The sequence below is a fragment of the Streptomyces marianii genome (assembly GCF_005795905.1).
Lineage (GTDB): Bacteria > Actinomycetota > Actinomycetes > Streptomycetales > Streptomycetaceae > Streptomyces > Streptomyces marianii.
This window is the reverse complement of the sequence record NZ_VAWE01000001.1, coordinates 7516906-7543194: the sequence shown is the minus strand read 5'-3', so window position 1 is coordinate 7543194 and position 26289 is coordinate 7516906. Positions and strand designations below refer to the sequence as shown.

Here is a 26289-nt window from a genome sequence, read left to right as displayed (position 1 = left end):
GACTCCTTCCGTCGAACCTCCCTGCGGGCGGCGTGGACCGTTCCGGCGACTACTGCGCGGTGGCCGTCAGATCGCCGCGGCGCGGCCGGGCGAAGGCGTCGAGCTCGGCCCGGGTGAGGCCGGTGAGACGCGCGACCTCGGCGTCGTCGAGCGCACCGCAGTCCAGGCCCCGCAGCAGATAGCCACTGAGCGCCTTGGCGGTGGCGGGCTCGTCCATGATGTCGCCCTCGGTCCGGGCGACGTACGCGGCGAGGCGTGCCGCCGCGGCCTCCATGCCCTCGCGGTAGAACGCGAACACGGCGGCGTAGCGGGTCGGGAGGTGGCCGGGGTGCATGTCCCAGCCCTGGTAGTACGCCCTGGCCAGGGCACGGCGCGTCAGCCCGTAGTGGAGCCGCCAGGCCTCGTGCACGTGGTCGGTGCCGCCGACCGGCAGCACGTTGGTGGAGCCGTCCGAGACCCGGACGCCGGTACCGGCGGCGGCGACCTGCATGATCGCCTTGGCGTGGTCGGCGGCCGGATGGTCGCTCGCCTGGTGGGCCGCGCTGACGCCGAGGCAGGCGCTGTAGTCGAAGGTGCCGTAGTGGAGCCCGGTGGCGCGGCCCTCGGCGGCGTCGATCATCCGGGCGACGGTCGCGGTGCCGTCGGCGGCGAGGATGGCCTGACTGGTCTCGATCTGGATCTCGAACCCGATGCGGCCGGCGTCGAGTCCATGGGCCTTCTCGAAGGCCTCGAGGAGCCTGACGAAGGCCGTGACCTGCTCCGCGTAGGTCACCTTCGGGAGGGTGAGGACGAGTCCGCCGGGCAGGCCGCCGTGCTCCATCAGGCCCGTCAGGAAGACGTCGGTGGTGCGGATCCCGCGGTCGCGTACGGCGGCCTCCATGCACTTCATGCGGATTCCCGTGTACGGGGCCGAAGCACCACGGGCGTGCGCCTCGGAGACCAGCCGGGCGGCACGGGCGGCGTCGGCGTCCTCGTCGCGGCCGTGGTAGCCGTCCTCGAAGTCGACCCGCAGGTCCTCCACGGGCTCGCGTTCCAGCTTCGCACGTACCCGGGTGTACACGGGCTCCGCGAGGTCGTCGGGGAGTCCGAGCACCCGCGCGAGGGTTGAGGCGTCCGGTGCGTGCTCGTCCAGCGCGGCGAGCGCCTGGTCGCCCCAGGAGCGGATGGTTCCGGCACCGAAGGAGTCACCGGGTACGTAGACGGTGTGGACGGGCTGGCGGGTGCCGGGGTCTCCCGGGTACCGGCGGGCGAGTTCGACGTCCACCGGTGCGAGGGAGGTGCTGATCTCCTCGCTGACCGCGCCGGCGAGGCTCGTCGACACCTTCTCCTGCTGGCCCATCTCGGCACCCTCCACACTCACGTCATTCCGCCTGACGGAATCAATAATCCGTATGGTGAAGCTATCGGGGGCGACTGACCTGCGTCAATGGTCCCCCGGAACGCCGCGGGGCCGCGCGGTGAAGTCACCGCGCGGCCCCGTGCGGGCGTGCTGCCCGACTCAGCCCTTGCGGGCCTTGATCTCGTCGGTCAGCTGGGGGACGACCTCGAAGAGGTCGCCGACCACGCCGTAGTCGACCAGGTCGAAGATCGGGGCCTCGGAGTCCTTGTTGACTGCCACGATCGTCTTCGAGGTCTGCATACCCGCCCGGTGCTGGATCGCGCCCGAGATGCCGGAGGCGATGTACAGCTGCGGGGAGACGCTCTTGCCGGTCTGGCCGACCTGGTTGGAGTGCGGGTACCAGCCGGCGTCCACGGCGGCGCGGGAGGCACCGACGGCCGCGCCGAGCGAGTCGGCGAGCGCCTCGATCACCGAGAAGTTCTCGGCGCCGTTGACGCCGCGGCCGCCGGAGACCACGATCGCGGCCTCGGTCAGCTCGGGGCGGCCGGTCGACTCGCGCGGGGTGCGGGAGACGACCTTGGTGCCGGTCGCCTTGTCACCGAAGGTGACGCTCAGCGCCTCGACGGCGCCGGCGGCCGGGGCGGCCTCCACGGGAGCCGAGTTCGGCTTCACCGTGATGACCGGGGTGCCCTTGGAGACGCGGGACTTGGTGGTGAAGGCGGCGGCGAACGCGGACTGCGTGGCGACCGGACCCTCGTCGCCGGCCTCCAGGTCGACCGCGTCGGTGATGATGCCGGAGCCGAGGCGGATCGCCAGACGGGCCGCGATCTCCTTGCCCTCGGCGGAGGACGGCACCAGCACCGCGGCCAGGGAACCGCCGGAGGACACCGCCTCGTACGCGGCCTGCAGCGCGTCCACCTTCGGCACGACCAGGTAGTCGGCGAACTCGGGCGCGTCGGCGGTGAGGACCCTCACCGCGCCGTGCTCGGCGAGGGCGGGGGCGGTGGCCTCGGCGCCGGGGCCGAGCGCGACGGCGACCGGCTCGCCGATGCGGCGGGCCAGCGTCAGCAGCTCCAGGGTGGGCTTGCGGACGGCGCCGTCCACGTGGTCGACGTAGACGAGAACTTCAGCCATGGGACTTCTTCTCTCCTGCTTGCGAAGTGTGCGGGGCGGTTGGGGTGACGACCGAAGCTCAGATGAACTTCTGGCTCGCGAGGTACTCCGCGAGCTGCTTGCCGCCCTCGCCCTCGTCCTTGACGATCGTGCCCGCGGTACGGGCCGGACGCTCGGCCGCGGAGTCCACCGCGGTCCAGGCACCCTCCAGGCCGACCTCCTCCGCCTCGATGTCGAGGTCGGACAGGTCCAGCGACTCCACCGGCTTCTTCTTCGCGGCCATGATGCCCTTGAAGGACGGGTAGCGGGCCTCGCCCGACTGGTCCGTCACGGACACGACCGCCGGCAGGGACGCCTCCAGCTGCTCCGAAGCGGTGTCGCCGTCACGGCGGCCCTTGACGGTGCCGTCCTCGACGGAGACCTCCGACAGCAGGGTCACCTGCGGAACGCCGAGCCGCTCGGCCAGGACCGCCGGAAGGACGCCCATGGTGCCGTCCGTGGAGGCCATGCCGCAGACGACCAGGTCGTAACCGGTCTTCTCGATCGCCTTGGCCAGGACCAGGGAGGTGCCCATCACATCGGTGCCGTGCAGATCGTCGTCCTCGACGTGGACGGCCTTGTCGGCACCCATGGACAGCGCCTTGCGCAGCGCGTCCTTGGCGTCCTCCGGGCCGACGGTCAGCACGGTGATCTCGGCGTCGTCCGCCTCATCGGCGATCTGCAGCGCCTGCTCGACCGCGTACTCGTCGAGCTCCGACAGCAGACCGTCGACGTCGTCCCGGTCGACGGTCAGGTCATCGGCGAAGTGCCGGTCGCCGGTGGCGTCGGGCACGTACTTCACACAGACAACGATCCTCAAGCTCACGCCGGCTCTCCTACTGCATCGTCATTACTGAGCTGCCTTGTGCAGGCAGCATAGGCGCCTGAAGGCGGGGTTTCCGGTCGGGGCGACCGGCGCTCCGAACGAAATATTACTCACCAGTACATCCACTGCTTACCCGGTGAGCAAGCGCTTGGAACTGTGACCTTGCCAACGCTGTGTAACCGGGATCTCTCAGTCCCTCAACGCGTTGAAGCGGCCCTGGTGGTACAGCAGCGGACGGCCGGTCCCCTCCGGGTGGCCGGCGACCGCCTCGGCGATCACCACACGGTGGTCCCCCGCGGGCACCCGGGCGACGACCCGGCAGACCAGCCATGCCAGCACGCCGTCCAGGAGCGGGACGCCCTCGGGCCCGCTACGCCATCGAGTGGGCGCGGCGAACCTGTCGGCACCCCTGCGGGCGAAGGTGGCGGCCAGTTCGCGCTGGTCCTCGGAGAGTATGTGCACCCCGACGTGCCCCGTCTCGGCGATGACCTGCCAGCTGGAGGAGGCGGTGCCGATGCCGAACGAGAGCAGCGGGGGCTCGGCCGCCACGGAACTGAGCGAGGTGGCGGTGAATCCGACGGGACGGTCGCCGTGCGCGGTGATGACCGCGACTCCTGCCGCGTGGCGGCGGAAGACGGAGCGCAGCAGATCGGGGGAGGCGAGTCGAGGAGTGCCGAGGCCGGGCGTGGCCACCATGGAATGGTCCTTCTGCGAGGGGTTCGGTCGGGGTCGTCGCTGCTCAGACACCCGGACAGCGAGCGCTCGCGTCGTGGGCCGGGGTGTTCCGTTGCTGCTTCCGGCCGGCGGGAAGGAGTTCTGTTGGCACATCGTCAGACTGACGATTGCTGGTGCGTGCAGTCAAGTGGGCCCGGTCAGATGCGAGCTGCGTCACGGACCGTCACCCGGCCGTCGCCGCTTCCACGCCGTCAGACGGCCTCGCCGAGGGCCGCGATGACATCCGCCTTCCGGGGCTGCCCGGACGCCCTCCGCACGATCCGGCCGCCGGCGTCGAGCACCAGCACGGTGGGCGTGCGCAGGATGTCCAGTTCGCGCACGAGCGAGAGCCGCTCCTCCGCGTCGATCTCCACATGGGCGACACCGTCGACCATGTCCGCGACCTGCGCGAGCGTGCGCCGCGTCGCCCCGCACGGCCGGCAGAAGGCACTGGAGAACTGCACCAGCGTCGCCCTCTCCCCCAGCTCGGCGCCCAGTTCGGTCGCCCCGAGCCGGCGCTCCACGTCCCTGCCGCGCACCTTCGTCCTCCCGTTCGTCCTCCCGGTGCGGCAGCCCGTACGCCCCGCCACCGCGAGGACCGCCGCGCACCACGAGTCCCGTCGTCGTTTCCCTGCAGCGCGCACACGACCGCAATGATTCCCGCTCCCGCCCCCGCGCTCCGCGGGTGATCCCCGGGGGGCACGGACCACGCCGACCTCAGGGGCCGAGCTTCGGCGCCACCGTACCCGCGCCCACCTGGCCACCCCTGCGGCCGGGCGCTGCCGGCTCGGCGGGCTACCGCGCTCCGCCGCGGGCGCCGTGACCGGTGCAGGTGACACGACGTGACGAGAATCTCGCCGTACGACGCGCCGGGGACTGGCCGTAGCGCCGCACATGGGGCACGATCTGCCCAATGCCGAAAACCTACGGCTGCGTAACTTCCGTTGGGAGAACCCTCCCCGGGACACAGAAGGAAGGGCCTCTCCCGACATGGCAGAGCTCGTCTACCGGCCGGTCATCGGCGCCGCACTCGCGATGTTCAAGGCGCTCGACCTGAAGATCGACAGCCAGGGGTCGGAGAACATCCCGCGCTCGGGGGGCGCGGTGCTGGTGAGCAACCACATCAGCTACCTGGACTTCATCTTCTCCGGCCTGGCCGCGCTGCCGCAGAAGCGCCTGGTGCGCTTCATGGCGAAAGAGTCGGTGTTCCGGCACCGGGTCTCGGGTCCGCTGATGCGCGGGATGAAGCACATCCCGGTGGACCGCGACCAGGGCGAGGCCGCGTACGCCCACGCGCTGGACTCACTCCGCGCGGGCGAGGTGATCGGCGTCTTCCCGGAGGCCACGATCTCCCAGTCGTTCACGCTGAAGGGCTTCAAGTCCGGCGCGGCGCGGCTCGCCCAGGAAGCCGGCGTACCGCTCGTCCCGATGGCTCTGTGGGGCACGCAGCGGCTGTGGACCAAGGGCCGGCCGAAGAACCTCCGGCGCAGCCACATCCCGGTGACGATTCGCGTCGGTGAGGCCATGGAGGCGCCGACGGACCAGTACGCCGGGGCGATCACCCGCCGGCTGCGGGAACGGGTGCAGGAACTGCTGGAGTCGGCACAGCGCGCCTATCCGGTGCGTCCCAAGGACGCCTCCGACACCTGGTGGGTGCCCGCGCACCTCGGCGGTACGGCCCCGACGCCGGCCGAGGTCCGCGAGGCACACTGAGCCGGTCGCCGCGGGCCCTCCTTCCGTGTGGGCCTCGCCGCGGGCGTGGGGACCGCACCAGGATGCCCGCCACGGCACTCACGGACGCACGGGAGCGCCGCCGGCCGTACGGACCCGATCCGGGCCGGGGTCCGAGCTTCTCCGGCGACTCGGCGGGTTCCGCCCCGTCGCCGTGACATGTCCGGCCCGGTCAGAGCGCGCCCGGTCGGCGCCTCGGCGGAGTAGTGGGTACGGGACGGCTTGGCCCCGGAGCCGCTACAGGCGTCCCGTACCCACGACTCCGCCGGGCCGCCGTGTGCGGGTCCTCCTGCGGAGCGCGGCCGTCGCTCGAGACGTTCCGGCGCCCGGCGCGCGGCGTCGCCGGGAAGCGCCGGACTCGCCTCGCTGCTGGGTCCGTTGACCGGGCCGTCGACTTCGACGCGCCCTGACGATGCCGGCTTCGCCCGTCGGGCCCGTGGTCGATGACCTCGTCGGCGACGAGGCGGGCCGAGATCCCGGGGACCTGCTGGATCAGCTCCATGACACGCGAGCACAGGAATGCGACCGGTCGAAAGTCAATGGACTTTCAACCGGTCGCAGATCCATGCGGCAAGGGGCGCCGGTGCGACGACGGGGTCGACGCCAACGGCTCCGGCGGAATCAGCCCGCCATTTCTTCCTTCAGCGCCAGGACGAAGGCGTCCACGTCGTCCTCGGTGGTGTCGAACGAGCACATCCAGCGGACGTCCCCGGCCGCCTCATCCCAGAAGTAGAAGCGGAAGCGCTTCTGGAGCCGGCGGCTCACCTCCTGCGGGAGCCGGGCGAAGACCGCGTTCGCCTGCACCGGGTAGCGGATCTCCACCCCGTCCACGGCCCGGACGCCCTCGGCCAGCCGCTGTGCCATGGCGTTGGAGTGCCGGGCGTTGCGCAGCCACAGGTCCTTGGCGAGCAGAGCCTCCAACTGCACGGACACGAACCGCATCTTCGAGGCGAGCTGCATCGACATCTTGCGCAGATGCTTCATATGGCTGACGGCGTCGGGGTTGAGCACGATGACGGCCTCGCCGAAGAGCATGCCGTTCTTGGTGCCCCCGTACGAGATGACGTCCACGCCGACGGCGTTGGTGAACGCGCGCATCGGCACGTCCAGCGACGCCGCGGCGTTGGCTATCCGCGCCCCGTCGAGGTGGACCTTCATGCCGAGCCCGTGGGCGTGGTCGACGATCGCGCGGATCTCGTCCACCGTGTAGACCGTGCCCAGCTCGGTGTTCTGGGTGATCGACACGACCTGCGGCATGGCACGGTGCTCGTCCTCCCAGCCCCAGGCCTGCCGGTCGATGAGCTCGGGGGTGAGCTTGCCGTCCGGGGTCGGTACGGTCAGCAGCTTCAGCCCGCCCATCCGCTCCGGAGCGCCGCCCTCGTCCACGTTGATGTGGGCGGTCTCGGCGCAGACGACGGCTCCCCACCGGTCGGTGAGCGCCTGCAGCGCGGTGACGTTGGCGCCGGTGCCGTTGAAGACGGGGAACGCCTCGGCGCCGGAACCGAAGTGGCTGTGCATGATCCGCTGGAGGTGGTCGGTGTACTCGTCCTCCCCGTAGGCGACCTGGTGGCCGCCGTTGGCCAGGGCGAGGGCGGCCATCACCTCCGGGTGCGCGCCCGCGTAGTTGTCGCTGGCGAATCCCCGTACGTGGGGGTCGTGGTGCCGGCGGGCGTCGGTTCTCGGCGGGATCACGGCTCGGGGGTCAGCCACAGGCGCTGTCCATTCACTTCCTGGGCGGGCCGCCCCCAGACTCCGGCAATGGCCTCGGCCAGTTCCTTGACGTCCGTGAAGCCCGCGAACTTGGCGTTCGGGCGCTCGGCGCGCATCGCGTCGTGCACGAGCGCCTTGATGATCAGGATGGCAGCCGCCGTGCGCGGGCCCTCCTCACCCCCGGCCTTCCTGAACGAGTCCGCCAGCGCCAGGGTCCAGGCCTCCGCAGCGGCCTTGGCGGCGGCGTAGGAGGCGTTGCCCTCGGTGGGCTTCGCCGCCCCGGACTGGCTGACCAGTACGAAGCGGCCCTTGTCGCTGCGCTTGAGCGCCTCGTGGAACGCGAGCGAGGTGTTCTGGACCGTACGGATCAGCAGTTTCTCGAGGAGCTGCCAATCGCTCAGGTCGGTCTCGCCGAAGGTCGCGCTGCCGCGCCAGCCGCCGACGAGATGGACGAGGCCGTCGACGCGGCCGAACTCCTTCTCGGTCTGCGCGGCCCATTCCCGGGTCGCGGTCGGGTCGAGCAGGTCGACGGTGTCGCCGGTGACGGTCGCACCGCCGTGCGCGTACCGCGCCTCGTCGACCGCCTGCGCCAGCCGTTCGCTGTCCGCGTCCGACGCCACGACGATCGCGCCCGCCTCGGCGAGGCGGAGCAGGGTGGCGCGGCCCGCCGGACCCGCGGCGCCCGCGACCGCGATCACCGCACCGTCGAGGGGCCCGTTGCCGTTCGCATTCATGGTGCTGGTCTCCTCCGTCCGAGAGCTCACGCGGCGACTCGCTCGGCGGACCGGGCCGTGATGCCCTTGGTGGAAGCGATCACGCCCTTCAGCTTCTTGGAGAGCGCCTCAAAGAACATGCTGAGCGGAAACTCGTCCGGAAGCACGTCGTCGACGAGCTTGCGCGGCGGCTGGCTCAGGTCCAGGGCGTCGGGACCCTTGGCCCAGCGGGAGCCCGGGTGCGGAGCGAGATAGGTGGCGACCAGCTCGTAGGCCTTGAACCAGTGGACGAGCTTCGGGCGGTCGATGCCGTCGCGGTACAACGTCTCGATCTCGGCGCAGAGCTGGTTGGTGACCTTCGGGGCCCGCTCCCAGTCGATCCTCAGCGTGTTGTCCGTCCAGCGTACGACGTCGTGCTTGTGGAGGTACGCGAAGAGCAGCTGGCCGCCGAGGCCGTCGTAGTTGCGCACCCGGTCGCCGGTGACGGGGAAGCGGAACATCCGGTCGAACAGCACCGCGTACTGGACGTCACGGCCGTGTGCGTTGCCCTCGGCCTCCAGCTTCACGGCCTCCTTGAAGGCGGTGAGGTCGCAGCGCAGCTCCTCCAGGCCGTACATCCAGAACGGCTGGCGCTGCTTGATCATGAAGGGGTCGAACGGCAGGTCGCCGTGGCTGTGGGTGCGGTCGTGGATCATGTCCCACAGGACGAAGGCCTTCTCGCAGCGCTCCTGGTCGTGGACCATCGAGGCCACGTCCTCGGGGAGGTCGATGGAGAGGATCTCCACCGCGGCCTCGGTCACCCGGCGGAAGCGGGCGGCCTCGCGGTCGCAGAAGATGCCGCCCCAGCTGAACCGCTCGGGGGCCTCGCGCACGGCTATGGTCTCCGGGAACAGCACGGCCGAGTTGGTGTCGTAGCCGGCGGTGAAGTCCTCGAAGGTGATCCCGCAGAAGAGCGGGTTGTCGTAGCGGGTCGCCTCCAGCTCGGCCAGCCACTCCGGCCAGACCATCCGCAGGACGACGGCCTCGAGGTTGCGGTCCGGGTTGCCGTTCTGCGTGTACATGGGAAAGACCACCAGGTGCTGGAGGCCGTCCACGCGGTCGGCGGCGGGCTGGAAGGCCAGCAGCGAGTCCAGGAAGTCCGGCACGCCGAAGGCGCCGTCGGCCCATTTGCGCAGGTCGGCGACGAGCGCCCGGTGGTAAGCGGCGTCGTGCGGAAGCAGCGGGGAGAGCTCCTCCACGGCGGCGGTCACCCGCTCGACCGCGTAGTCGGCGGCGGCGCGCACCGGGGCGCCCTCGGCACCGAAGTCGATGGAACCGTCCTCGGACTGCCAGGACCTGATCTCCTCGACGGCGTCCTTGAGCATCTGCCACGCGGGATGCTCGACCACCGCCGTGGTCGTCGCCGCGTCCGTCGCAGCGTTCTGCACAAGAATTTCCGTCATGTCACTTCCTCCACGGGAGAACCTCGCGTCAAGACACCGTATCCATGCCCGGTTCTCCCATACAAGGGGAACCCTGGGAAATTATCCTGCCTCACCCCCATGGTCACCGCAGATTTTTCTGTGACCTAGGCCATTCGGGGCGATGACTGCGGAACGTCGGGCAGGGGGCACCACCGGGCCGGCTTCGGCCCGGGCGCCGTCAAGGCCCGGAAGACTCGCCCACGCGCGAGTGAGCCCGTCACGGGGCGCAGCGGCGGAAGAACGCGTTCCCCCAAGCCCGGCACCTCATGCACGACCGGGTGCGGCTGAGGCGCAGGCCACTAGGCTGCGGCCGTGCCGCGCGGGGCGGGAGCCACCGCGTGCGAGCCGCAACAAGAACGGCCCGAGCCCGACACATCGACGGAAGCGAGAAGATCTTGAGTTTCCTCACCATCGGTCATCGCGGGGTCATGGGTGTCGAACCGGAGAACACCCTGCGTTCCTTCGTCCGGGCGGAACGCGCGGGCATGGACGCGATCGAACTCGATCTCCATCTCAGCAAGGACGGCGCCCTGGTCGTCATGCACGACGCCGATGTGGACCGGACGACCGACGGCACGGGACCGATCGCCGAGAAGACCCTCGCCGAGCTGCGGGAGCTGGACGCCGGTCAGGGCGAGCGCGTCCCGATCTTCGAGGAGGTCCTGGAAGCGGTGAGCGCGCCGCTCCAGGTCGAGATCAAGGACGCGGCCGCGGCACGGGTGCTCGCGGACGTGATGGTCAAGCGCGATCTGGCGGAACGGATCGAGGTCACCTCGTTCCAGGACGACGCCGTCAGGGAGATCGCCGCGCTGGTGCCCGGCGTGCGCACGGCCCTCGTCGCCAGCCGGTGGGGCAGCGACATCGTGGAGCGCGCGCAGGCCGCCGGCGCCCCGACGCTGGCGCTGAACATCCGCCGGCTCACGCTGGAGACGGTGGAGCACGCCCACGACGAGGGGCTGAGGGTCATCGGCTGGGTCGTCAACACCCAGGACCACCTGCGGCTGGTGCGCGCCCTCGAGCTCGACGGCGCGACCACCGACTTCCCGGAGATCCGGCGCACCGGCCGCTTCACGGCCTGACGGCCCCGGCGACGGACCGGCCTCCGCGCACCGGTCCGGTGTCCGAGGTCCCGCAGACCTGTCGCGGAAGGCCGCGCCTCAGCCGTCCAGGCTCTTCACGAGCAGCTCGAACTGCAGGTCGTCACGGCGCGGAACGCCGAATCGCTCATCGCCGTACGGGAACGGGGTCATCCGGCCCGTACGGCGGTACCCGCGCCGCTCGTACCAGGCGATGAGCTCCTCGCGCACCGAGATCACCGTCATGTGCATCTCGGTGACGCCCCACGTCTCGCTGACGAGACGCTCCGCCTCGGCGATGACCAGTCGGCCGAGCCCGCCGCCCTGGAGTCCCGGACGCACGGCGAACATGCCGAAGTACGCCGCGTCGCCGCGGTGTTCGAGCTGGCAGCAGGCCACCAGCTCGTCGTCGCGCCGCACCACGAGCAGCCTGCTGCCGGACGCCCCGATCACCTGGCGCACGCCTTCCGGGTCGGTGCGCTGCCCGTCCAGGATGTCCGCCTCGGTGGTCCAGCCCGCACGGCTGGAGTCCCCGCGGTAGGCCGACTCGATCAGCTCGACCAGCGCGGGCACGTCGGCATCGGTCGCGTCGCGGAAGGACAGCTGCACCGGGTGCTGGGGCGGGGCGGTCTCCATGGGGCGGTTCTCCGTTCTCCTCATTCTTCGCCGGCGGTCGCGGCGGGTCGGCCGCGGACGCGCGGTCCGCCCGACCTCGGAGCGGCGCACCGGCGGTCTACGGTGGAGACCATGATGCACGTGCTGAGCAGTCGCATCCTGCTGCGGCCGACCGACCCCGAGCGGTCCCGACGGTTCTACGAGGACGTGCTGGGCCTGCAGATCTACCGCGAGTTCGGCACCGGGCAGGACCGCGGAACGGTCTACTTCCTCGGGGGCGGGTTCCTGGAGATCTCCGGCCGCTCCGACACCCCGCCCGGCCCGGGGCTCGCGCTGTGGCTCCAGGTGTCGGACGCCAAGGCGGCCTACGGTCATGTGCTGTCGCACGGGGCCGAGGTGGAACGGCCGCCGCGGCGGGAGCCCTGGGGGCTCGTCGAGATGTGGCTGACCGATCCGGACGGGGTGCGGATCGCCGTGGTCGAGGTGCCCGAGGACCATCCGCTGCGCCGCCGGCCCTGAGCGGGGCGGGCGATCGCGCTCGCGGGCAGAGCCGTCCCGGACGCGGGGCGAGGGAGCCTCGTCAGGCGGTGTGCGCGGCCGCGCCGCCTCCGCGAGCGCCCCGCGTACACCCGTGCGCTCGTATGCGCCGGGCCCCGGCGGGGCATGTCCTGCTCGACACGTCGAGCGGGGAGGTGGGAGGTGCACGGACCGGCGGTGCCGGGCTGGCTGCTCGTGGCGCTGTGCGCGGTGTCCGGCGCGTACTGCGTCGTGCGGATGCGCTGCTGTGCGGGCCCGGCGCGCAGCGCGGCGACGGATGAGGCCCTGATGGGGTTCGGGATGGCCGCGATGGCCGTGCCGGCCGCCGTGGCACCGGCACCGGCGTGGGCATGGCTGCCGTACGCGGCCCTGTTCGGGACGGTGGGCCTGCGGGCGTTGCGGGCCACTCGGGCCTCCCGCGCCGGCGCGCACCATCTGCACCATCTGGTGGGCTCGCTGGCCATGGTGTACATGGCGGTGACCATGTCCCCCTTCGCGGCGGGCGGCCACGGGGCGCACGGCGCGCCCGGTGCCGGCGGAGTGCCGCTGGTGACGGGGGCGTTGCTCGTCTACTTCGCCGTGTTCGTCCTGCACACGGGCGCCCGGCTGGTGCCCGCGGCGGCGCCCGCGGGCGGCCCTCCCCCGGCCTGGGGAGCCCGCCCCGAGCTGGCCCTGGCGTGCCGGGTCTCGATGGGCGTCGCCATGGTCGCCATGCTTCTCACCGTCTGAGCGCGCGGGGGCGGGCCGTGGCGTGCGTCACTTGCCGTCTGAAGCCATACCTGTGAGTAGCACACCGCTCATAGTCTGGTGCCCATGATGGTCTCCCTCGCGCTGCTGTCGCTCGGCGCACTGGCCGCCGTCGTCGCGCCGCGGCTGATGTCCCGGGCCGACTGGCCGGAGCGCGAGCCGGTGGTGGCGTTGTGGGTGTGGCAGTGCGTGGTCGCTGCGGTGCTGCTGAGCTTCGGCCTCTCCATGACCATCAGCGCGGCCGCCACCTGGCAGGCGGTGCGGGGGCCGGTCTTCGCGCCCGCACCGAGCGCGGTCGTCGAGGCGTACGCCCTGGGCGCGGGCGGTCCGTGGTCGGCCGTACTGGCCGTCGTACTGGCGTGCGGAGGGCTGTGGACCGGCGCGATGCTCACCCGGGAGATCCACCGGGCGCACGCGCGACGCAAGCGGCGCAGGGCCGAACTCCTCGTGCGCGCCCCCCTGTTGCCCGGAGAGGACCCCGGCGACGATCCGCTGGTGGTGCTGGAGGGCGAGCGCCCCGACGCGTGGTGGCTGCCCGGCGCCGCGCCCCAGCTCGTCATCACCACGGCCGCCCTGCGGCGACTGAAGGGCCGTCAGCTCGACGCGGTGCTGGCTCATGAGCAGGGCCATGCCAGAGCGCGCCACGACTGGCTGCTGCACTGCTCGGCGGCGCTCGCCAACGGTTTTCCCCAGGTCCCGGTGTTCGCCGCGTTCCGCGACGAGATGCACCGGCTGGTGGAGCTGGCCGCGGACGACGTGGCCTCGCGCCGGTTCGGGCGGCTGACGATCGCCCTCGCGCTGGTCGAACTGAACGAACACCGCGGAGTCTTCGGTCCCCGCCCGGCGCCCGACGCCCAACTGCACCAGCGGGTGAACCGCCTGCTGGCCCCGGTGCCCCGGCTCACCGCGGGCAGGCGGCTGCGGCTGACCGCCGCCGCGGTCCTGGTGCCCGTCGTACCGCTGCTGGTGGCATTCGTGCCGGGTCTGAGCGCTTTGGCATGACCGGCACCGTGCCCGGGGCGCCGGGAAGGTCGCGGCGTCCGGCGCGGTGCGTCGCACGGCGGAGGATCGCCCTCGCACCGGACGCACTCGGGTGACGTGACAACAACGCAGCGCGGCGCCGCGACCCGGTGAACCCGGCCGGTCGCGGCACCAGTGCCGCGTCAGGCAAGGTTTGCCCGTCAAGGAGCGGCGTCCGGTGCACGGGGCCTCCCCAGGCCCTCCGGCCGAGGGGGTGAGGTCTCCCCCAGGCCCTCCCGCCGAGGGGGTGGGGCCTCCCCTAGGCCCTCCCGCCGAGGGGGTGGGGCCTCCCCCAGGCCCTCCCGCCGAGGGGTGGGGCCTCCCCCAGGCCCTCCCGCCGAGGGGGTGGGGCCTCCCCCAGGCCCTCCCGCCGAGGGGAAGATCGCAAGGCGCCGGATCGACCTCGTGGTGGACCTACTCGGTTGATCCGGCAACGCCGCGAGTCGCCGTACCGGGCGCCGCGACGGGGCGAACGTCGCCTGATGCGGCACTAGCAGGGCGTATCGGGGGCAGGATCCCTCCCATGCGTCCCCCCACCCCCACCTCCACCCCACTCCCGCGCACCCCCGTCCCGGAGCCGGGCCCTCCGGTCCCCGGGGCACGCACCGCCTCGCTGACCGCCGTGGTCACCGTCCTGCTGCTGGTGACGGTGGTAGTGGGCTGGGAGCCGCTGATGTCGGCCGACCGCACGGTCGCCGTCGAGCTCCACGAGTCCGCGCTGGCGGAGCCGGGGCTCACCGAGGCGAACCGGATCCTCAGCGACTGGGTGTGGGACCCGTGGACGATGCGCGCCCTGGTGGTCGGGGTGGTGCTCGGCCTGCTGTGGCGCGGCGAGCGCCTCCCGGCCCTGTGGCTCGCGGCGGCGAGCCTGCTGGGGTCGGCGGTGCAGCAGATCCTCAAGGTCCTGGTGGGGCGGCAGCGCCCGGTCTGGGCGGAACCCGTGGACTCCGCCCACTACGCCGCCTTCCCCTCCGGCCACGCGATGACGGCGACCGTCACCTGCGGGCTGCTCCTCTGGCTACTGGCGCGGACGGGGGCCGGACCGGGGCTGCGGCGGACGGCGGCCCTGCTCTCGGCGGTCTCGGTGCTGGGCGTGGGCTTCACCAGGCTCTACCTGGGAGTGCACTGGCTCACGGACGTCCTGGCCGGCTGGCTGCTCGGGATCTGTGTGGTCGCCGTGGCGGTCGGCTCGTACGAACGGCTGGCCTTGAACCGGGAGCCCTGACGCCGGGAGGATCGCCCCATGGCGATCAAAGGCGTGCTCTTCGATTTCTCGGGAACGCTCTTCCGGATCGAATCCGTCACCTCCTGGCTGCGGGCCGCCCTCGACGAGACGGGGATCTCCGTCGGCGAGGACGCGTTCGAGCGGTACGCACGCGAGCTGGACGCGGCCGGGGCGCTGCCCGGAGGTTCCACCCCCGAACTGATCCCCGAGGCGCTCGCCGACCTGTGGCGGACGCGCGACCGGGACGCCCGGCGGCACAGGGACGCCTACATGGGCCTCGCCCGCCGTGTGGAGCTCCCCGACCCCCGGCTCTACGACGCGCTCTACGAGCGGCACAAGACCCCGTCCGCGTGGCTGCCGTACCCGGACGCGGAGGAGGTGCTCGGCGAGCTGCGGCGCCTGGGCACAGGCGTCGCGGTGGTCAGCAACATCGGCTGGGACCCGCGGCCGGTGTTCCAGGCGCACGGGCTGCACGGCTACGTGGACGCGTACGTGCTGTCGTACCGCCACGGGGTGCAGAAGCCGGACGCCAGGCTGTTCCGGGCGGGCTGCGAGGCGCTCGGGGAGGACCCCCGCGACGTCCTGATGGTCGGTGACGACAGGCGCGCGGACGGCGGGGCGGCACAGCTGGGTTGCGCGGTGCACTTCGTGGATCATCTGCCGGTCGAGGAGCGGCCCGAAGGCCTGCGTCCGGTACTCGGACTCATGGGCGCGTGAACCGGAACGCGATGGGCGAAGTGCCGGTGGCCGGCCCTGGGAATCGAGACCGCGAGATCGGACAATAGAGGAAGAAGCCGCACGCCGCGGCTCCCGGGATCCGTGCGGATCCATGGCGGAAGGATCGGACCGGGCGATCCCCCGCGTCGCCCGGTCCGTCCGGTCACCCCCGCTGACCAGGCACACGAGCGCCTCGCCACGGGTCGCGCTGAGTATATTGGCTCGGAGCCAGTCAACGCAGGAGTTAAGCATGTCCCCGCGGAGCGCGTCGGTCAATGAAGAGCTCCGCCGGCGTTCCCGGGAGCGCCTGCTCCAGGCGACCGTGGACCTCGTCGGGGAGCGCGGCTACGAGGCGACGACCCTCGGGGACATCGCCGACCGGGCCGGTTCGGCCCGCGGACTGGTCTCGTACTACTTCGCCGGCAAGCGCCAGCTGTTCCAGTCGGCCGTGCACCGGCTGATGCACCTCACGCTGGAGGAGGCGCTGGAGCGTGAGCCCCGCACCTCCGACGGGCGGGAGCGGCTGGCCCGGGCGATCGACGCGATCCTGGGCCTCGCCGTGGACCGGCCGGTGCTGATGCGCGCGCACATGGCGGGCATCCTGCAGGCCGACGGGTTCGTCCAGTGCCCCGAGCAGCAGCGCCTGGCCCTCCTGCTGCGCGACACGGTGGAGCGGTACGGGACCGAGGATGTCGACGCCGACTACCCGCTGCTGCGCGCGCTGCTGATGGGCGCGGTCTTCGCGGTGGCGCTGCCCGGCGCGCCGATGCCGCGCGCACGGCTGCGCGCCGAGCTGTTCCAGCGGTACGGGCTGGACTGGGGGCTCGGTTTCCCGCCGGGCGGGGAGCCGTCCCGCGGGACGCCACACGAGGGTTCGGACCGGCCCTCCGACGGGGCGGCCGGGTAAGAGCTGTCCCGGAGGGCCTGCGCGGCCGCACCGGGGAGTCGCGGTGCCGCCCGCCGGGGCGGCACCGCAACGGTGTGGATCAGTGGTCGTGGCGGTCGAAGTAGTCCGGCTGGGTCTGCACGTTGAGCTCGCGCATCCGGACGCGCTTGGCCGCGTCGGTACGACGGTCCTCGAGCTTCAGCACGTCGAAGCCCTTGGCGATGTCGTTCGAGTAGATGTGGCCGTTGTAGTAGTACGCCGACCAGGAGCCGCCCGTGGTGATGGTGTCGGTGGAGAGCGGGCCGCGCTCGAAGTAGGCGATCTCCCGCGGCTTGGCGGAGTTCGTGAACTCCCACACCGACACGCCGCCCTGGTACCAGGCCTGGACCATGATGTCGCGGCCCTTCACCGGGATCAGCGAGCCGTTGTGCGCCACGCAGTTCTCGGTGGCGGCCTGGTGCCGGTCGATCTTGAAGTAGCTGCGGAAGACCAGCTTGCGCTTGTCGCCCCTGCCGACGATGTCGTAGATGCCGTCGGCCCCGCGGTTCGGGCCGATCTCCGCGTTGCAGGTCGCGCCCACGCCGCCGCCGAGCTCGTCGGTGAAGACCACCTTGTCGGCGTCCTGGTTGAACGTCGCCGAGTGCCAGAACGCGAAGTTCACGTTGTCCTGGACCCGGTCGATGACCTTCGGGCGCTCGGGGTTCCGGATGTCGAACAGGATGCCGTCACCCATGCACGCGCCGGCCGCGAGGTCCTCGTCCGGCAGCACCGTGATGTCGTGGCAGCCGGTCGTCTTGGAGACGCCCGGGTTCGTGGGCGCGCCGGGGTTGCCGCCGCCGTCGGGACCCTCGCCCGGGAACAGCACCGGGAAGCCGACGACCGCTGACTTCTCCGGGGCGTTCCGCGGCACCTTGATGACGGAGATCCCGTCGTGCGGCGGCCGGCAGTCCGGGAAGGCCGCGTTCGGCGAGTACGACGACACGTACACGTACACGTTGCGCCGCTCGGGCACGAGTGTGTGGGTGTGCGAGCCGCACGCGGTCTCCACGGCCGCGACGTACTTCGGGCTGCGCTTGTCGCTGATGTCGAAGACCTTGACGCCCTCCCACGAGGACTTCTCCGTGGCCGGCTGACTGGTGCTGGCACAGGAGTCGTCGCTGCGCGAGGAGTCGGTGGAGAGGAAGAGCAGGTCCCCGGAGACCGAGATGTCGTTCTGGGCACCGGGGCACAGGACCTGGGCGACGGTCTTCGGGGCGCGCGGGTCGGAGATGTCGAAGATGCGGAAGCCGTCGTAGTTGCCGGCGAACGCGTACCTGCCCTGGAAGGCCAGGTCGGAGTTGGTGCCCGGGAGGGCGTCCTTCGGGATGTTGGCGAGATGGCGGATGTTGTCGCTGTGGACGACCTCGTCCACGGCGGGAATCTCGCCACTGTTCGTCAGGGCTTCGGCGGCTGCCGCCTGTTCGGACGAGACCTTCCTCTCGGCCGGGACGTCTCCGGGGTCCGGTGTGGCGGCCGCGGGTCCGGCCGCCAGCAGAGTGGCCAGCAGCCCTGCCGCGGCTGTCGCCACGCCCAGGCGTCTGCGCCGCACGCGGGTGGTGTGCAACGGGGTCACCGTTTTCCTCCCCTAGTTCCATTCCGTGCTTGAACCATGCACTGACCCCGGCAGTATCGTCCTCGGCATGCCCATATCAACAGATGGCAACAGGGACGTCATGAAATTCGTCGCGGCCGTCGTGGTGGCCGTACTCGCCCTCGGAGCCTGCGAGTCGGGGTCCGGCGGCGACGCGAAGGCCGGGGGCGAGCGCGGCGCTGCGGTCGTGGCCCCGGGGAAGCCGGGCGAACCCGCGAGGACGCTCTCCCCCGAGGAGGCCGCGAAGGAGCTGCCGGACGACAGCCCGAACGCCGCGGACGTCACGTACGTCCGGATGATGATCGTCCATCACGCCCAGGCGCTGGAGATGACGGCGCTCGTGCCCGAGCGGGCCGGCGGCACCCCGGTGAAGCGTCTCGCCGATCGCATCAGGGCAGCGCAGGAGCCGGAGATCGGTGCGATGCGGGGCTGGCTGACAGCACACGGCAAGGACGGTGCGGCGGACGGTCACGGGGCCCACGACCACGGCGCGATGCCGGGCATGGCGACAGAGGAGCAGCTGGCGCGGCTCCGCGCCGCCGAGGGCAGGGCCTTCGACGAGCTGTTCCTCAAGCTGATGATCACTCACCACCAGGGCGCGCTGACGATGGGGGCGACCGTGCTGTCCGAGGGGAGCAACGTCCAGGTGGAGGAAATGGCCAATGACGTGATCGCGCAGCAGACGGCGGAGATCAACCGTATGCGCACGATGTGAGACTTACCGCGCGGCCTGCCCGGTGCAATGCTGGAAGCACCCTGCGGAAGGAGCGCAGCCGTGCTTCGAGTCGCCGTCGTCGGATCCGGGCCGAGCGGGGTGTACACCGCTCAGGCCCTCGTCCAGCAGTCCCTCGTGCCGGACGTCCGGGTGGACGTCCTGGACCGGCTCCCGTGCCCCTACGGGCTGGTGCGGTACGGAGTCGCGCCCGACCACGAGAAGATCAAGTCCCTGCAGAACACCCTGCGGGCGGTCCTGGAGGACGAGCGGATCGGTTTCGTCGGCAACGTCGAGGTGGGCGCGCACGGCCTGACGCCGGCGCGTCTGCTGCGGCTCTACCACGCGGTCGTGTACTGCGTCGGGGCCGCGAAGGACCGCAGGCTGGGGGTGCCGGGCGAGGATCTGCCCGGGAGCTGCTCGGCCACCGACTTCGTGTCCTGGTACAGCGCCCACCCGGACGCCGCGGACAGTGGATTCGCCCTCGGCGCCCGGTCGGCGGTGGTCATCGGCGTGGGCAACGTCGCCGTCGACGTCACCCGGATCCTCGCGCGCGGTGCGGCGGAGCTGCTGCCGACCGATGTGCCGCACGACGCGCTGGGCGCGCTGGCCGGCAGCCGGGTCCGGGAGGTGCACATGGTGGGCCGACGCGGCCCGTCCCGGGCGAAGTTCACCACCAAGGAGCTGCGCGAGCTGGGCGCGCTGCCGGACGCGGCCGTCGGCGTCGAGCCGGCCGACCTCGCCCTGGACCCCGGGTACGCCGACGCGACGGGGCTGCCGGCGGTCAACCGGCGCAACGTCGACGTGGTGCGCGGCTGGGCGACGACCGGCGAGGCCGCCTCGCGAGCCCGGGCACGGACCATCCGGCTGCGCTTCTTCCTGCGTCCCGTGGAACTGCTCGCCGAGGGCGGACGGGTCGCAGCGGTGCGCTTCGAGCGGACCGTGCCGGACGGCTCGGGCGGGGTGCGCGGCACCGGCGCGTACGAGGAGATCGAGGCGCAGCTGGTGCTGCGGGCGGTCGGCTACCGCGGAGCGCCCCTGGACGGGCTGCCGTTCGACGCCACCCGGGGCACGGTGCCGCACGAGGCCGGGCGGGTCCTGCGGGACGGCTCGCCGTCCCCGGGCGAGTACGTGGCGGGCTGGATCAAGCGAGGCCCCACCGGCGTGATCGGCACGAACAGGCCCTGCGCGAAGGAGACGGTGGCCTCGGTCCTCGAGGACGCGCCCGCGCTGTCGGCCCGCACGCTCCCGGACGAACCCCTGGACGTGCTGCGCGAGTCGGGGCTACAGCCGGTGGAGTGGCCGGGCTGGCTGGCGATCGAGGAGGCCGAGACGGCGCTGGGCCGATCGCTGGGGCGCCGTTCGGTGAAGATCGCCGACTGGGACGGGCTGCTGGGCGCGGCCGGTGTCGGCGTGGCTCCGCGGCTCCCGGCCGCGTAGCGCGGCACGGCGGCCGACGGGATCAGGACGCCCGAACCGGACGGGCAGAGGGGCTCGGGCCTGCGCCGGAGTGAGCAGGGTCGGCCTCCGCCGGTACCGCGGTCACGGTGGTTCCGTGGCGAGCACGGTCGGCCGGCGCCGGGGGCGAGGTCAGCCGGTGCCGAGACGGGCCGCCTCACCGGCGGCGGCGGTGAGGATGCTGTCCAGGAGGCCGGGGAACAGCGCGTCCAGGTCGCCGCGGCGCACCCCGTTCATCTTCGCCGTGCCCCGGTACACCTGCCGGATCACGCCGCTCTCCCTCAGCACGCGGAAGTGGTGGGTCGAGGTGGACTTGGTCACGGGCAGATCGAAGTACGAGCAGGACAGCTCGGACCCGGCGGTCGCCAGCTCGCGCACCACGCGCAGCCGGACCGGGTCGGAGAGCGCCTGGAGCACGCCCTCGAGCCGGATCTCGTCGCGCGTGGGGTGGGCGAGCTGGCGGGGACCGGCGGCGGTGGTCACGGAGGCTCCACTTGGGTTCGGGGATCCCATGGTACGAAAGTCGTCGTAGTTCGCGCGCGCAGCGGGCCGGTACCGCCGACCCGGCGCGCCACCGAGCACGTGGACGCCGCCACATGGCGGGGCGCTGCCCCGACCAGCGGCGCGGGCGATGCGATCTGCCTCGCGGGGGCATCGGCAGCCCTACTGCCGGCTCCCGGCGCCGGGTGGGGATCCGCCGTCGCGCCCGCCCCTGCCGGAACGCCACGGCGGATCCCCACCCGGCCCGCCCGGCTACTCGACGATCAGCTCGACGGGGATGTTGCCGCGCGTGGCCTTGGAGTACGGGCAGACCTGGTGCGCCTGCTTGACCAGCAGCTCGCCGGTCCCGCCCTCGAGTGCGCTCGGCAGCTCGACGCGCAGGACCACGGCCAGCCCGAAGCCGCCGTCCTCGTCCTTGCCTATGCCCACCTCGGCGGTCACCGAGATGTCGCCGGTGTCGACTTTCGCCTGGCGGCCGACGAGGCCGAGCGCGCTGGCGAAGCAGGCCGCGTACCCCGCCGCGAAGAGCTGCTCCGGATTGGTGCCCTCGCCGCTGCCGCCCAGGGCGGCGGGCGCGGCGAGCGGCAGGTCCAGCCGGCCGTCGGAGCTGACGGCACGCCCCTCGCGGCCGTTCGCGGTGGCGACAGCGGTGTACAGCGCGTTCATGGAGAACCATCCCTTGGTCGTCGGAGCCGGACCCGTGGGGCGGTCCGGACAGCCACCACTAGAGCACACAATTAAGTTGTGCACAACTAAATGGCTCGCAAGGCAGGTACCCTGAACCCATGAACACGACACCGGATGCCGTACCGGACACGGAGATCCTCCGCCTGGACCGCCAGATCTGCTTCTCGCTGCACGCGGCCTCACGGGCCTTCAACGGCGTCTACCGGGCGGTCCTGAAGGACCTCGGCCTCACCTACCCCCAGTACCTGGTGATGCTGGTGCTCTGGGAGCACGGCGAGCTGCCGGTGAAGACGATCGGCACCCGCCTCCGACTGGACTCCGGCACACTCTCGCCACTGCTCAAGCGCCTGGAGGCGCTCGGCCGCGTGGAGCGCCGGCGCAGCGCCGAGGACGAGCGTTCCGTCACCGTGCGGCCGACGGTCGCGGGCGCAGCCCTGCGGGAGCAGGCCGCCCTCGTGCCTCGCAGGATCGCCGCGGCCACCGGACTCTCCCTGGAGGAGATCGGCGATCTGCAGGAGCGCCTGGCGGCACTGACCGCCAAGCTCGACGGGGCCGACCTGGACCTCGACCCGCTCGGCGGCTGCGCGGGGCCGGCCTGACCCCACGGCGGGACGCGCACGGTCGCGACGTACGGACCGGCCCGCCTCTTGTACGAGAGTCTTCGTAGTTTGACAATCGCCGTACTACGATGACTATCGTACGAGCATCATCTTCGCCCCGCCGTGAATGGAGTCCGCCGTGAGCGCACTGTTCGAGCCGTACACCCTGCGGTCCGTGACGATCCCGAACCGCGTGTGGATGGCGCCGATGTGCCAGTACAGCGCCGAGGCCACGGGACCGGACGCGGGCGTCCCCACCGACTGGCACTTCGCCCACTACGCCGCCCGGGCCGCCGGGGGCACCGGGCTGATCCTCGTCGAGGCCACCGCGGTCGCCCCCGAGGGCCGGATCAGCCCGCACGACCTGGGGATCTGGAACGACACCCAGACCGACGCCTTCCGCAGGATCACCCGCTTCCTCAAGGAGCAGGGCACCGTCCCCGGCATCCAGCTCGCGCACGCCGGACGCAAGGCCTCCACGGACCGGCCCTGGAAGGGCGGCGGGCCGGTGGGCCCGGACTCCGGCGGCTGGCAGCCGGTCGCGCCGAGTCCGGTCCCGTTCGACGGGGGGTACCCGGTGCCCGACGAGCTGACCACGGATCAGATCGCGGAGCTCCCCGCCCGGTTCGCGGAGGCCGCGCGCCGGGCGCTGGACGCGGGCTTCGAGGTGGTCGAGGTGCACGGCGCGCACGGCTATCTCATCGGCGAGTTCCTCTCCCCGCACAGCAACCACCGCACCGACGCGTACGGCGGCTCGTTCGAGAACCGCACCCGGTTCGCACTCGAGGTCGTCGACGCCGTACGGACGGTGTGGCCACAGGAGCTCCCGCTGTTCTTCCGGATCTCCGCGACCGACTGGCTCGAAGAGAACGGCTGGACCGCCGACGACACCGTGCGCTTCGCCGCCCTGCTCCGGGAGCACGGCGTGGATCTGCTCGACGTCTCCTCCGGCGGGAACGCGGCGCGGGTCCGCATCCCGGTCGGCCCGGGCTACCAGGTGCCGTTCGCCGCCCGGGTCAGGAACGAGACGGCGCTGCCCGTGGCGGCCGTCGGCCTGATCACCGACCCGGAGCAGGCCGAGAAGGTCCTCGCGAACGGCGAGGCCGATGCCGTTCTCCTCGGCCGGGAACTGCTGCGCAGCCCCTCGTGGGCCCGGCTCGCCGCACGCGAACTGGGCGGGCCGGTCCGGATCCCCGACCAGTACCACCGCTCGGTCTGAGCCCGTGGAGCAGCGCCCGGCCCGATGCCGTGCGGGGCGCGTCCGACCCGTAGCCGGCCCGGACCGGACGCGGAGGCGCACCGGGGCCGGGCACGGCCGGGCCGACCTGCGGGAAGGAGCCGTCCGGGGGCCGTTGTCAGCGGGTGGGTGCAGACTGGCTCCCGTCCGCGACAACGGCGTCCTGGAGGTGTCGGCGATGACCGACGTTCTGCTGGCGGTAGGCACACGCAAGGGGCTCTTCCTGGGGCACGGGAGAGACGGCCGATGGGAGTTCGACGGCCCCCACTTCAACGCCCAGGCCGTGTACTCGATCGGGATCGACACACGCCGCGGCGCCGTGCCGCGGCTGCTGGTCGGCGGGGACAGCGCCCACTGGGGCCCCTCGGTGTTCCACTCCGACGACCTGGGCGCGACGTGGACGGAACCGGCCAAGCCCGCGGTGAAGTTCCCCAAGGACACCGGAGCCTCCCTGGAGCGGGTCTGGCAGCTCCATCCGGCGGGCCCCGCGGCCCCGGACGTGGTCTACGCGGGGACGGAGCCGGCGGCACTGTTCCGCTCGGAGGACGCCGGGGAGACGTTCGAGCTCGTCCGGCCGCTCTGGGAGCACCCCACCCGCTCGCAATGGGTTCCGGGCGGCGGCGGCGAGGCCGTGCACACCGTGGTCACCGACGACAGGGACCCCCGTCGGGTGACCGTCGCGGTGTCCACGGCGGGGGTCTTCCGCAGCCATGACGGAGGCGCCGCCTGGAGCCCGTCCAACGAGGGGGTGTCGGCGGTCTTCCTGCCCGATCCGAACCCGGAGTTCGGGCAGTGCGTCCACAAGATCGCCCAGGACGCCGGCGATCCCGACCGGCTCTACCTCCAGAACCACTGGGGGGTGTACCGCAGCGACGACGGGGGCGCCCGGTGGACGGACATCGGCGCGGGGCTCCCGTCGGACTTCGGCTTCTCCGTCGTCGCCCATCCGCACCGCCCCGGCGTCGCCTATGTCTTCCCGATCAACGCCGACGCGGACCGGGTCCCGGCCGAGCGGCGCTGCCGGGTCTACCGCACGGCCGACGCGGGCTCGACGTGGGAACCGCTGTCGCACGGGCTGCCCGAGGGGGACCACTACGGCACGGTGCTGCGCGACGCGATGTGCACCGACGGCGCCGACCCCGCCGGGGTCTACTTCGGCAACCGGAACGGCGAGCTGTACGCGAGCGCGGACGACGGCGACAGCTGGCGGCAGTTGGCCTCCCATCTGCCGGACGTGCTGTGTGTCCGGGCCGCCACGGTCGGTTGAGGAGGCACCCCGCGAGGCCAGTAGAGTGACGCCTCGTGGCACGACCGTTGAAAGAGATCGTCGATTCGGGGTGGGCGGACGCCCTGGACCCCGTGGCCGAACGCATCGCCGCGATGGGCGACTTCCTCCGCGCGGAGATCGCCGCGGGACGGACGTACCTGCCGGCGGGCGCGCATGTGCTGCGCGCCTTCCAGCAGCCGTTCGACGAGGTGCGCGTCCTGATCGTCGGCCAGGACCCCTATCCGACACCCGGGCACGCCGTGGGGCTGAGCTTCTCCGTGGCACCCGAAGTACGGCCGCTGCCGGCCAGTCTGGAGAACATCTTCCGGGAGATGCACACGGACCTCGGGCTGCCCCGGCCGTCGAACGGCGATCTGACGCCGTGGACCCGACAGGGCGTGCTGCTGCTCAACAGGGCGCTGACCACCGCGCCCCGCAGGTCGGCCGCACACCGGGGCAAGGGCTGGGAAGAGGTGACCGAGCAGGCCATCCGCGCCCTCGTCGCGCGCGGTAAACCGCTCGTGTCCGTACTGTGGGGCCGTGACGCCCGCAATCTGCGGCCGCTGCTCGGCGACCTCCCCGCGGTCGAGTCCTCCCATCCCTCCCCCAAGTCGGCCGACTACGGCTTCTTCGGCTCCCGGCCGTTCAGCAGGGTGAACGACCTGCTCGTCCGCCAGGGTGCGCAGCCGGTGGACTGGCGGCTGCCATGACCGGAAGCGGCGCGGGCGGTTGGGTCCTCGGGGCGGACTCCGGGGGGTCTGGCCTGCGCGTCGCCCTCGCCCCGGCCGCCGACCCGCCGGCGGCGCTGACCGCCGCGTCCCGGGAGCCCGTCCGCACCGGCCCCGCCGGGATCGAAGCGGCCCATCTGCTGGAGCAGTTGCTGCCGATGGCCCGCGGGCTCCTGCTGCGGGCAGGGGCCGAGGCGCCCGTCGCCGTCGCCATCGGGGCGGCCGGGATGGCGACTCTCGGCGACGAACTGCGGTCCGTACTGCCCGGTGTGCTCTCGCGGGAGCTGGGTGCGCGACAGGTCGCACTCGCCGCCGACGCCGTCACCGCCTACGCGGGCGCCCTCGGCCAGCGCCCCGGTGCGGTCGTCGCCGCCGGCACGGGCCTGATCGCGACCGGTACGGATCTCACGAACTGGCGCCGTGCCGACGGCTGGGGCCATCTGCTCGGTGACTGCGGTTCGGGCGCCTGGATCGGCCGGGCCGGGCTGGAGGCCGCGCTGCGGGCCCACGACGGGCGTGCGGGGGGCTCCCCGGCACTGCTGGAACGGCTCGAGGACGTCTTCGGACCCGCGGCGGGGCTGCCGGGGCTGCTGTACCCGCGCACCGACCGGCCGGCCGTGCTGGCCTCGTTCGCACCCGAGGTCGCCCGCTGCGCCGCGGACGACGCGGTCGCCGCGCGGATCCTTTCCGAAGCGGCGGACCACATCGCGGCCGCAACCGTGGCCGTCTGCCCGCCCTCATCGGCAGGTGAGTGTCAAGTCGCCCTGACCGGCGGGCTGTTCCGGATGGGCGATTCTCTCCTCGCGCCCGTGCGGGACGCTCTCGCCCGGGAACTCCCGTACGCCCGGCAGGTGTCGGCGGCAGGCGATCCGCTCGCCGGTTCGCTGACCGTCGCCGCCGCACTGGCCTGCGGCACCCTGAGGCTGCCGCAGGATCCGCTTCTGCTCGCCCTCACAACCACCCTTTCCGAACAGACCCGGACAGGCAGCCGTTAACGAA

General features: G+C 72.3%; 27 protein-coding genes. 15 read left to right on the top strand and 12 right to left on the bottom strand.

Going from position 1 to position 26289, the window contains the following annotated elements:
• Nucleotides 1-49 precede the first annotated feature (49 nt).
• The 5 genes from FEF34_RS34175 to FEF34_RS34155 all read right to left on the bottom strand — a co-directional run bounded on the left by FEF34_RS34175 (nt 50) and on the right by FEF34_RS34155 (nt 4675).
• A complete protein-coding gene (locus FEF34_RS34175) occupies nt 50-1339 on the bottom strand; it encodes a DUF6986 family protein (protein ID WP_138057896.1) in 1290 nt (429 codons plus the stop codon).
• Between the two features lie 159 nt (nt 1340-1498).
• Entirely contained in the window at nt 1499-2473 is a 975-nt protein-coding gene (locus tag FEF34_RS34170; protein ID WP_138056615.1) for an electron transfer flavoprotein subunit alpha/FixB family protein, read from the bottom strand.
• A gap of 58 nt (nt 2474-2531) precedes the next feature.
• Entirely contained in the window at nt 2532-3317 is a 786-nt protein-coding gene (locus tag FEF34_RS34165) for an electron transfer flavoprotein subunit beta/FixA family protein (protein ID WP_138056614.1), read from the bottom strand.
• Between the two features lie 189 nt (nt 3318-3506).
• On the bottom strand, nt 3507-4013 hold the full coding sequence (locus tag FEF34_RS34160) for a flavin reductase family protein (RefSeq protein WP_138056613.1): 507 nt from the start codon (nt 4011-4013) through the stop codon (nt 3507-3509).
• Nucleotides 4014-4243: 230 nt separating this feature from the next.
• The gene (locus FEF34_RS34155) at nt 4244-4675 is read right to left on the bottom strand and encodes a TlpA family protein disulfide reductase (protein WP_407698323.1); all 432 of its coding nucleotides are present in this window, start codon (nt 4673-4675) and stop codon (nt 4244-4246) included.
• A 346-nt stretch (nt 4676-5021) separates the two neighbouring features.
• Here FEF34_RS34155 and FEF34_RS34150 point away from each other — a divergent pair, with 346 nt between their 5' ends.
• Nucleotides 5022-5744: a lysophospholipid acyltransferase family protein gene (locus FEF34_RS34150; RefSeq protein ID WP_138056612.1), complete on the top strand. Its 723-nt coding sequence runs from the start codon at nt 5022-5024 to the stop codon at nt 5742-5744.
• Nucleotides 5745-6383: 639 nt separating this feature from the next.
• Here the strand turns inward: FEF34_RS34150 and FEF34_RS34140 are convergent.
• The 3 genes from FEF34_RS34140 to FEF34_RS34130 are packed head-to-tail and all read right to left on the bottom strand — an operon-like array spanning nt 6384 to nt 9627.
• Nucleotides 6384-7454: a threonine aldolase family protein gene (locus tag FEF34_RS34140; RefSeq protein WP_138057894.1), complete on the bottom strand. Its 1071-nt coding sequence runs from the start codon at nt 7452-7454 to the stop codon at nt 6384-6386.
• Nucleotides 7451-8206: an SDR family NAD(P)-dependent oxidoreductase gene (locus tag FEF34_RS34135; protein ID WP_138056611.1), complete on the bottom strand. Its 756-nt coding sequence runs from the start codon at nt 8204-8206 to the stop codon at nt 7451-7453. Before FEF34_RS34135 ends, FEF34_RS34140 begins: the two co-directional genes overlap by 4 nt.
• A gap of 26 nt (nt 8207-8232) precedes the next feature.
• The gene (locus FEF34_RS34130) at nt 8233-9627 is read right to left on the bottom strand and encodes a DUF6421 family protein (protein WP_138056610.1); all 1395 of its coding nucleotides are present in this window, start codon (nt 9625-9627) and stop codon (nt 8233-8235) included.
• Nucleotides 9628-10043: 416 nt separating this feature from the next.
• On the opposite strand from FEF34_RS34130, the gene FEF34_RS34125 reads away from it, so the two are divergent.
• Complete coding sequence (locus FEF34_RS34125) at nt 10044-10727, top strand: glycerophosphodiester phosphodiesterase (RefSeq protein WP_138056609.1); 684 nt, start codon at nt 10044-10046, stop codon at nt 10725-10727.
• Nucleotides 10728-10805: 78 nt separating this feature from the next.
• On the opposite strand, the gene FEF34_RS34120 is transcribed toward FEF34_RS34125, so the two are convergent.
• Entirely contained in the window at nt 10806-11360 is a 555-nt protein-coding gene (locus FEF34_RS34120; RefSeq protein ID WP_138056608.1) for a GNAT family N-acetyltransferase, read from the bottom strand.
• A 111-nt stretch (nt 11361-11471) separates the two neighbouring features.
• Between FEF34_RS34120 and FEF34_RS34115 the strand changes: the two genes are divergently transcribed.
• The 6 genes from FEF34_RS34115 to FEF34_RS34090 all read left to right on the top strand — a co-directional run bounded on the left by FEF34_RS34115 (nt 11472) and on the right by FEF34_RS34090 (nt 16492).
• Nucleotides 11472-11858 carry a VOC family protein gene (locus FEF34_RS34115; RefSeq protein WP_138056607.1) on the top strand — a complete coding sequence of 129 codons (387 nt, stop codon included), beginning with the start codon at nt 11472-11474 and terminating at the stop codon, nt 11856-11858.
• A 180-nt stretch (nt 11859-12038) separates the two neighbouring features.
• A complete protein-coding gene (locus tag FEF34_RS34110; RefSeq protein ID WP_138056606.1) occupies nt 12039-12605 on the top strand; it encodes a DUF5134 domain-containing protein in 567 nt (188 codons plus the stop codon).
• Nucleotides 12606-12689: 84 nt separating this feature from the next.
• The gene (locus FEF34_RS34105) at nt 12690-13625 is read left to right on the top strand and encodes a M56 family metallopeptidase (RefSeq protein WP_138056605.1); all 936 of its coding nucleotides are present in this window, start codon (nt 12690-12692) and stop codon (nt 13623-13625) included.
• Nucleotides 13626-14166: 541 nt separating this feature from the next.
• Entirely contained in the window at nt 14167-14868 is a 702-nt protein-coding gene (locus FEF34_RS34100) for a phosphatase PAP2 family protein (protein ID WP_138056604.1), read from the top strand.
• A gap of 18 nt (nt 14869-14886) precedes the next feature.
• Complete coding sequence (locus FEF34_RS34095; RefSeq protein ID WP_138056603.1) at nt 14887-15585, top strand: HAD family hydrolase; 699 nt, start codon at nt 14887-14889, stop codon at nt 15583-15585.
• A gap of 250 nt (nt 15586-15835) precedes the next feature.
• Entirely contained in the window at nt 15836-16492 is a 657-nt protein-coding gene (locus FEF34_RS34090; RefSeq protein ID WP_138056602.1) for a TetR/AcrR family transcriptional regulator, read from the top strand.
• Nucleotides 16493-16571: 79 nt separating this feature from the next.
• Here FEF34_RS34090 and FEF34_RS34085 read toward each other — a convergent pair whose 3' ends face one another.
• Nucleotides 16572-18083: an LVIVD repeat-containing protein gene (locus tag FEF34_RS34085; RefSeq protein ID WP_138056601.1), complete on the bottom strand. Its 1512-nt coding sequence runs from the start codon at nt 18081-18083 to the stop codon at nt 16572-16574.
• Between the two features lie 100 nt (nt 18084-18183).
• Between FEF34_RS34085 and FEF34_RS34080 the strand changes: the two genes are divergently transcribed.
• Together FEF34_RS34080 and FEF34_RS34075 are read left to right on the top strand one after the other, a co-directional pair.
• Nucleotides 18184-18816 (top strand): DUF305 domain-containing protein, encoded by a 633-nt coding sequence (locus FEF34_RS34080; protein WP_138057893.1) that lies wholly within the window; start codon nt 18184-18186, stop codon nt 18814-18816.
• 60 nt (nt 18817-18876) lie between these two features.
• A complete protein-coding gene (locus tag FEF34_RS34075; RefSeq protein ID WP_138056600.1) occupies nt 18877-20253 on the top strand; it encodes an FAD-dependent oxidoreductase in 1377 nt (458 codons plus the stop codon).
• A gap of 150 nt (nt 20254-20403) precedes the next feature.
• Here FEF34_RS34075 and FEF34_RS34070 read toward each other — a convergent pair whose 3' ends face one another.
• Both FEF34_RS34070 and FEF34_RS34065 read right to left on the bottom strand, forming a co-directional pair.
• The gene (locus FEF34_RS34070) at nt 20404-20784 is read right to left on the bottom strand and encodes an ArsR/SmtB family transcription factor (protein ID WP_171053199.1); all 381 of its coding nucleotides are present in this window, start codon (nt 20782-20784) and stop codon (nt 20404-20406) included.
• A gap of 240 nt (nt 20785-21024) precedes the next feature.
• On the bottom strand, nt 21025-21438 hold the full coding sequence (locus FEF34_RS34065; RefSeq protein WP_138056598.1) for an organic hydroperoxide resistance protein: 414 nt from the start codon (nt 21436-21438) through the stop codon (nt 21025-21027).
• Between the two features lie 119 nt (nt 21439-21557).
• Between FEF34_RS34065 and FEF34_RS34060 the strand changes: the two genes are divergently transcribed.
• From FEF34_RS34060 to FEF34_RS34040, 5 genes are all read left to right on the top strand, one after another.
• Nucleotides 21558-22058 (top strand): MarR family winged helix-turn-helix transcriptional regulator, encoded by a 501-nt coding sequence (locus FEF34_RS34060; RefSeq protein WP_138056597.1) that lies wholly within the window; start codon nt 21558-21560, stop codon nt 22056-22058.
• Nucleotides 22059-22197: 139 nt separating this feature from the next.
• Nucleotides 22198-23277, top strand: a complete 1080-nt coding sequence (locus FEF34_RS34055; protein WP_138056596.1) for an NADH:flavin oxidoreductase/NADH oxidase — start codon at nt 22198-22200, stop codon at nt 23275-23277.
• A gap of 196 nt (nt 23278-23473) precedes the next feature.
• Nucleotides 23474-24562: a WD40/YVTN/BNR-like repeat-containing protein gene (locus FEF34_RS34050; protein ID WP_138056595.1), complete on the top strand. Its 1089-nt coding sequence runs from the start codon at nt 23474-23476 to the stop codon at nt 24560-24562.
• A 47-nt stretch (nt 24563-24609) separates the two neighbouring features.
• Nucleotides 24610-25272, top strand: coding sequence for a uracil-DNA glycosylase (locus FEF34_RS34045; protein ID WP_138057892.1), 663 nt, complete (start codon nt 24610-24612; stop codon nt 25270-25272).
• Nucleotides 25269-26285, top strand: coding sequence for an N-acetylglucosamine kinase (locus tag FEF34_RS34040; protein ID WP_138056594.1), 1017 nt, complete (start codon nt 25269-25271; stop codon nt 26283-26285). The genes FEF34_RS34045 and FEF34_RS34040 overlap by 4 nt, the downstream gene beginning before the upstream one ends.
• Nucleotides 26286-26289: the final 4 nt, after the last annotated feature.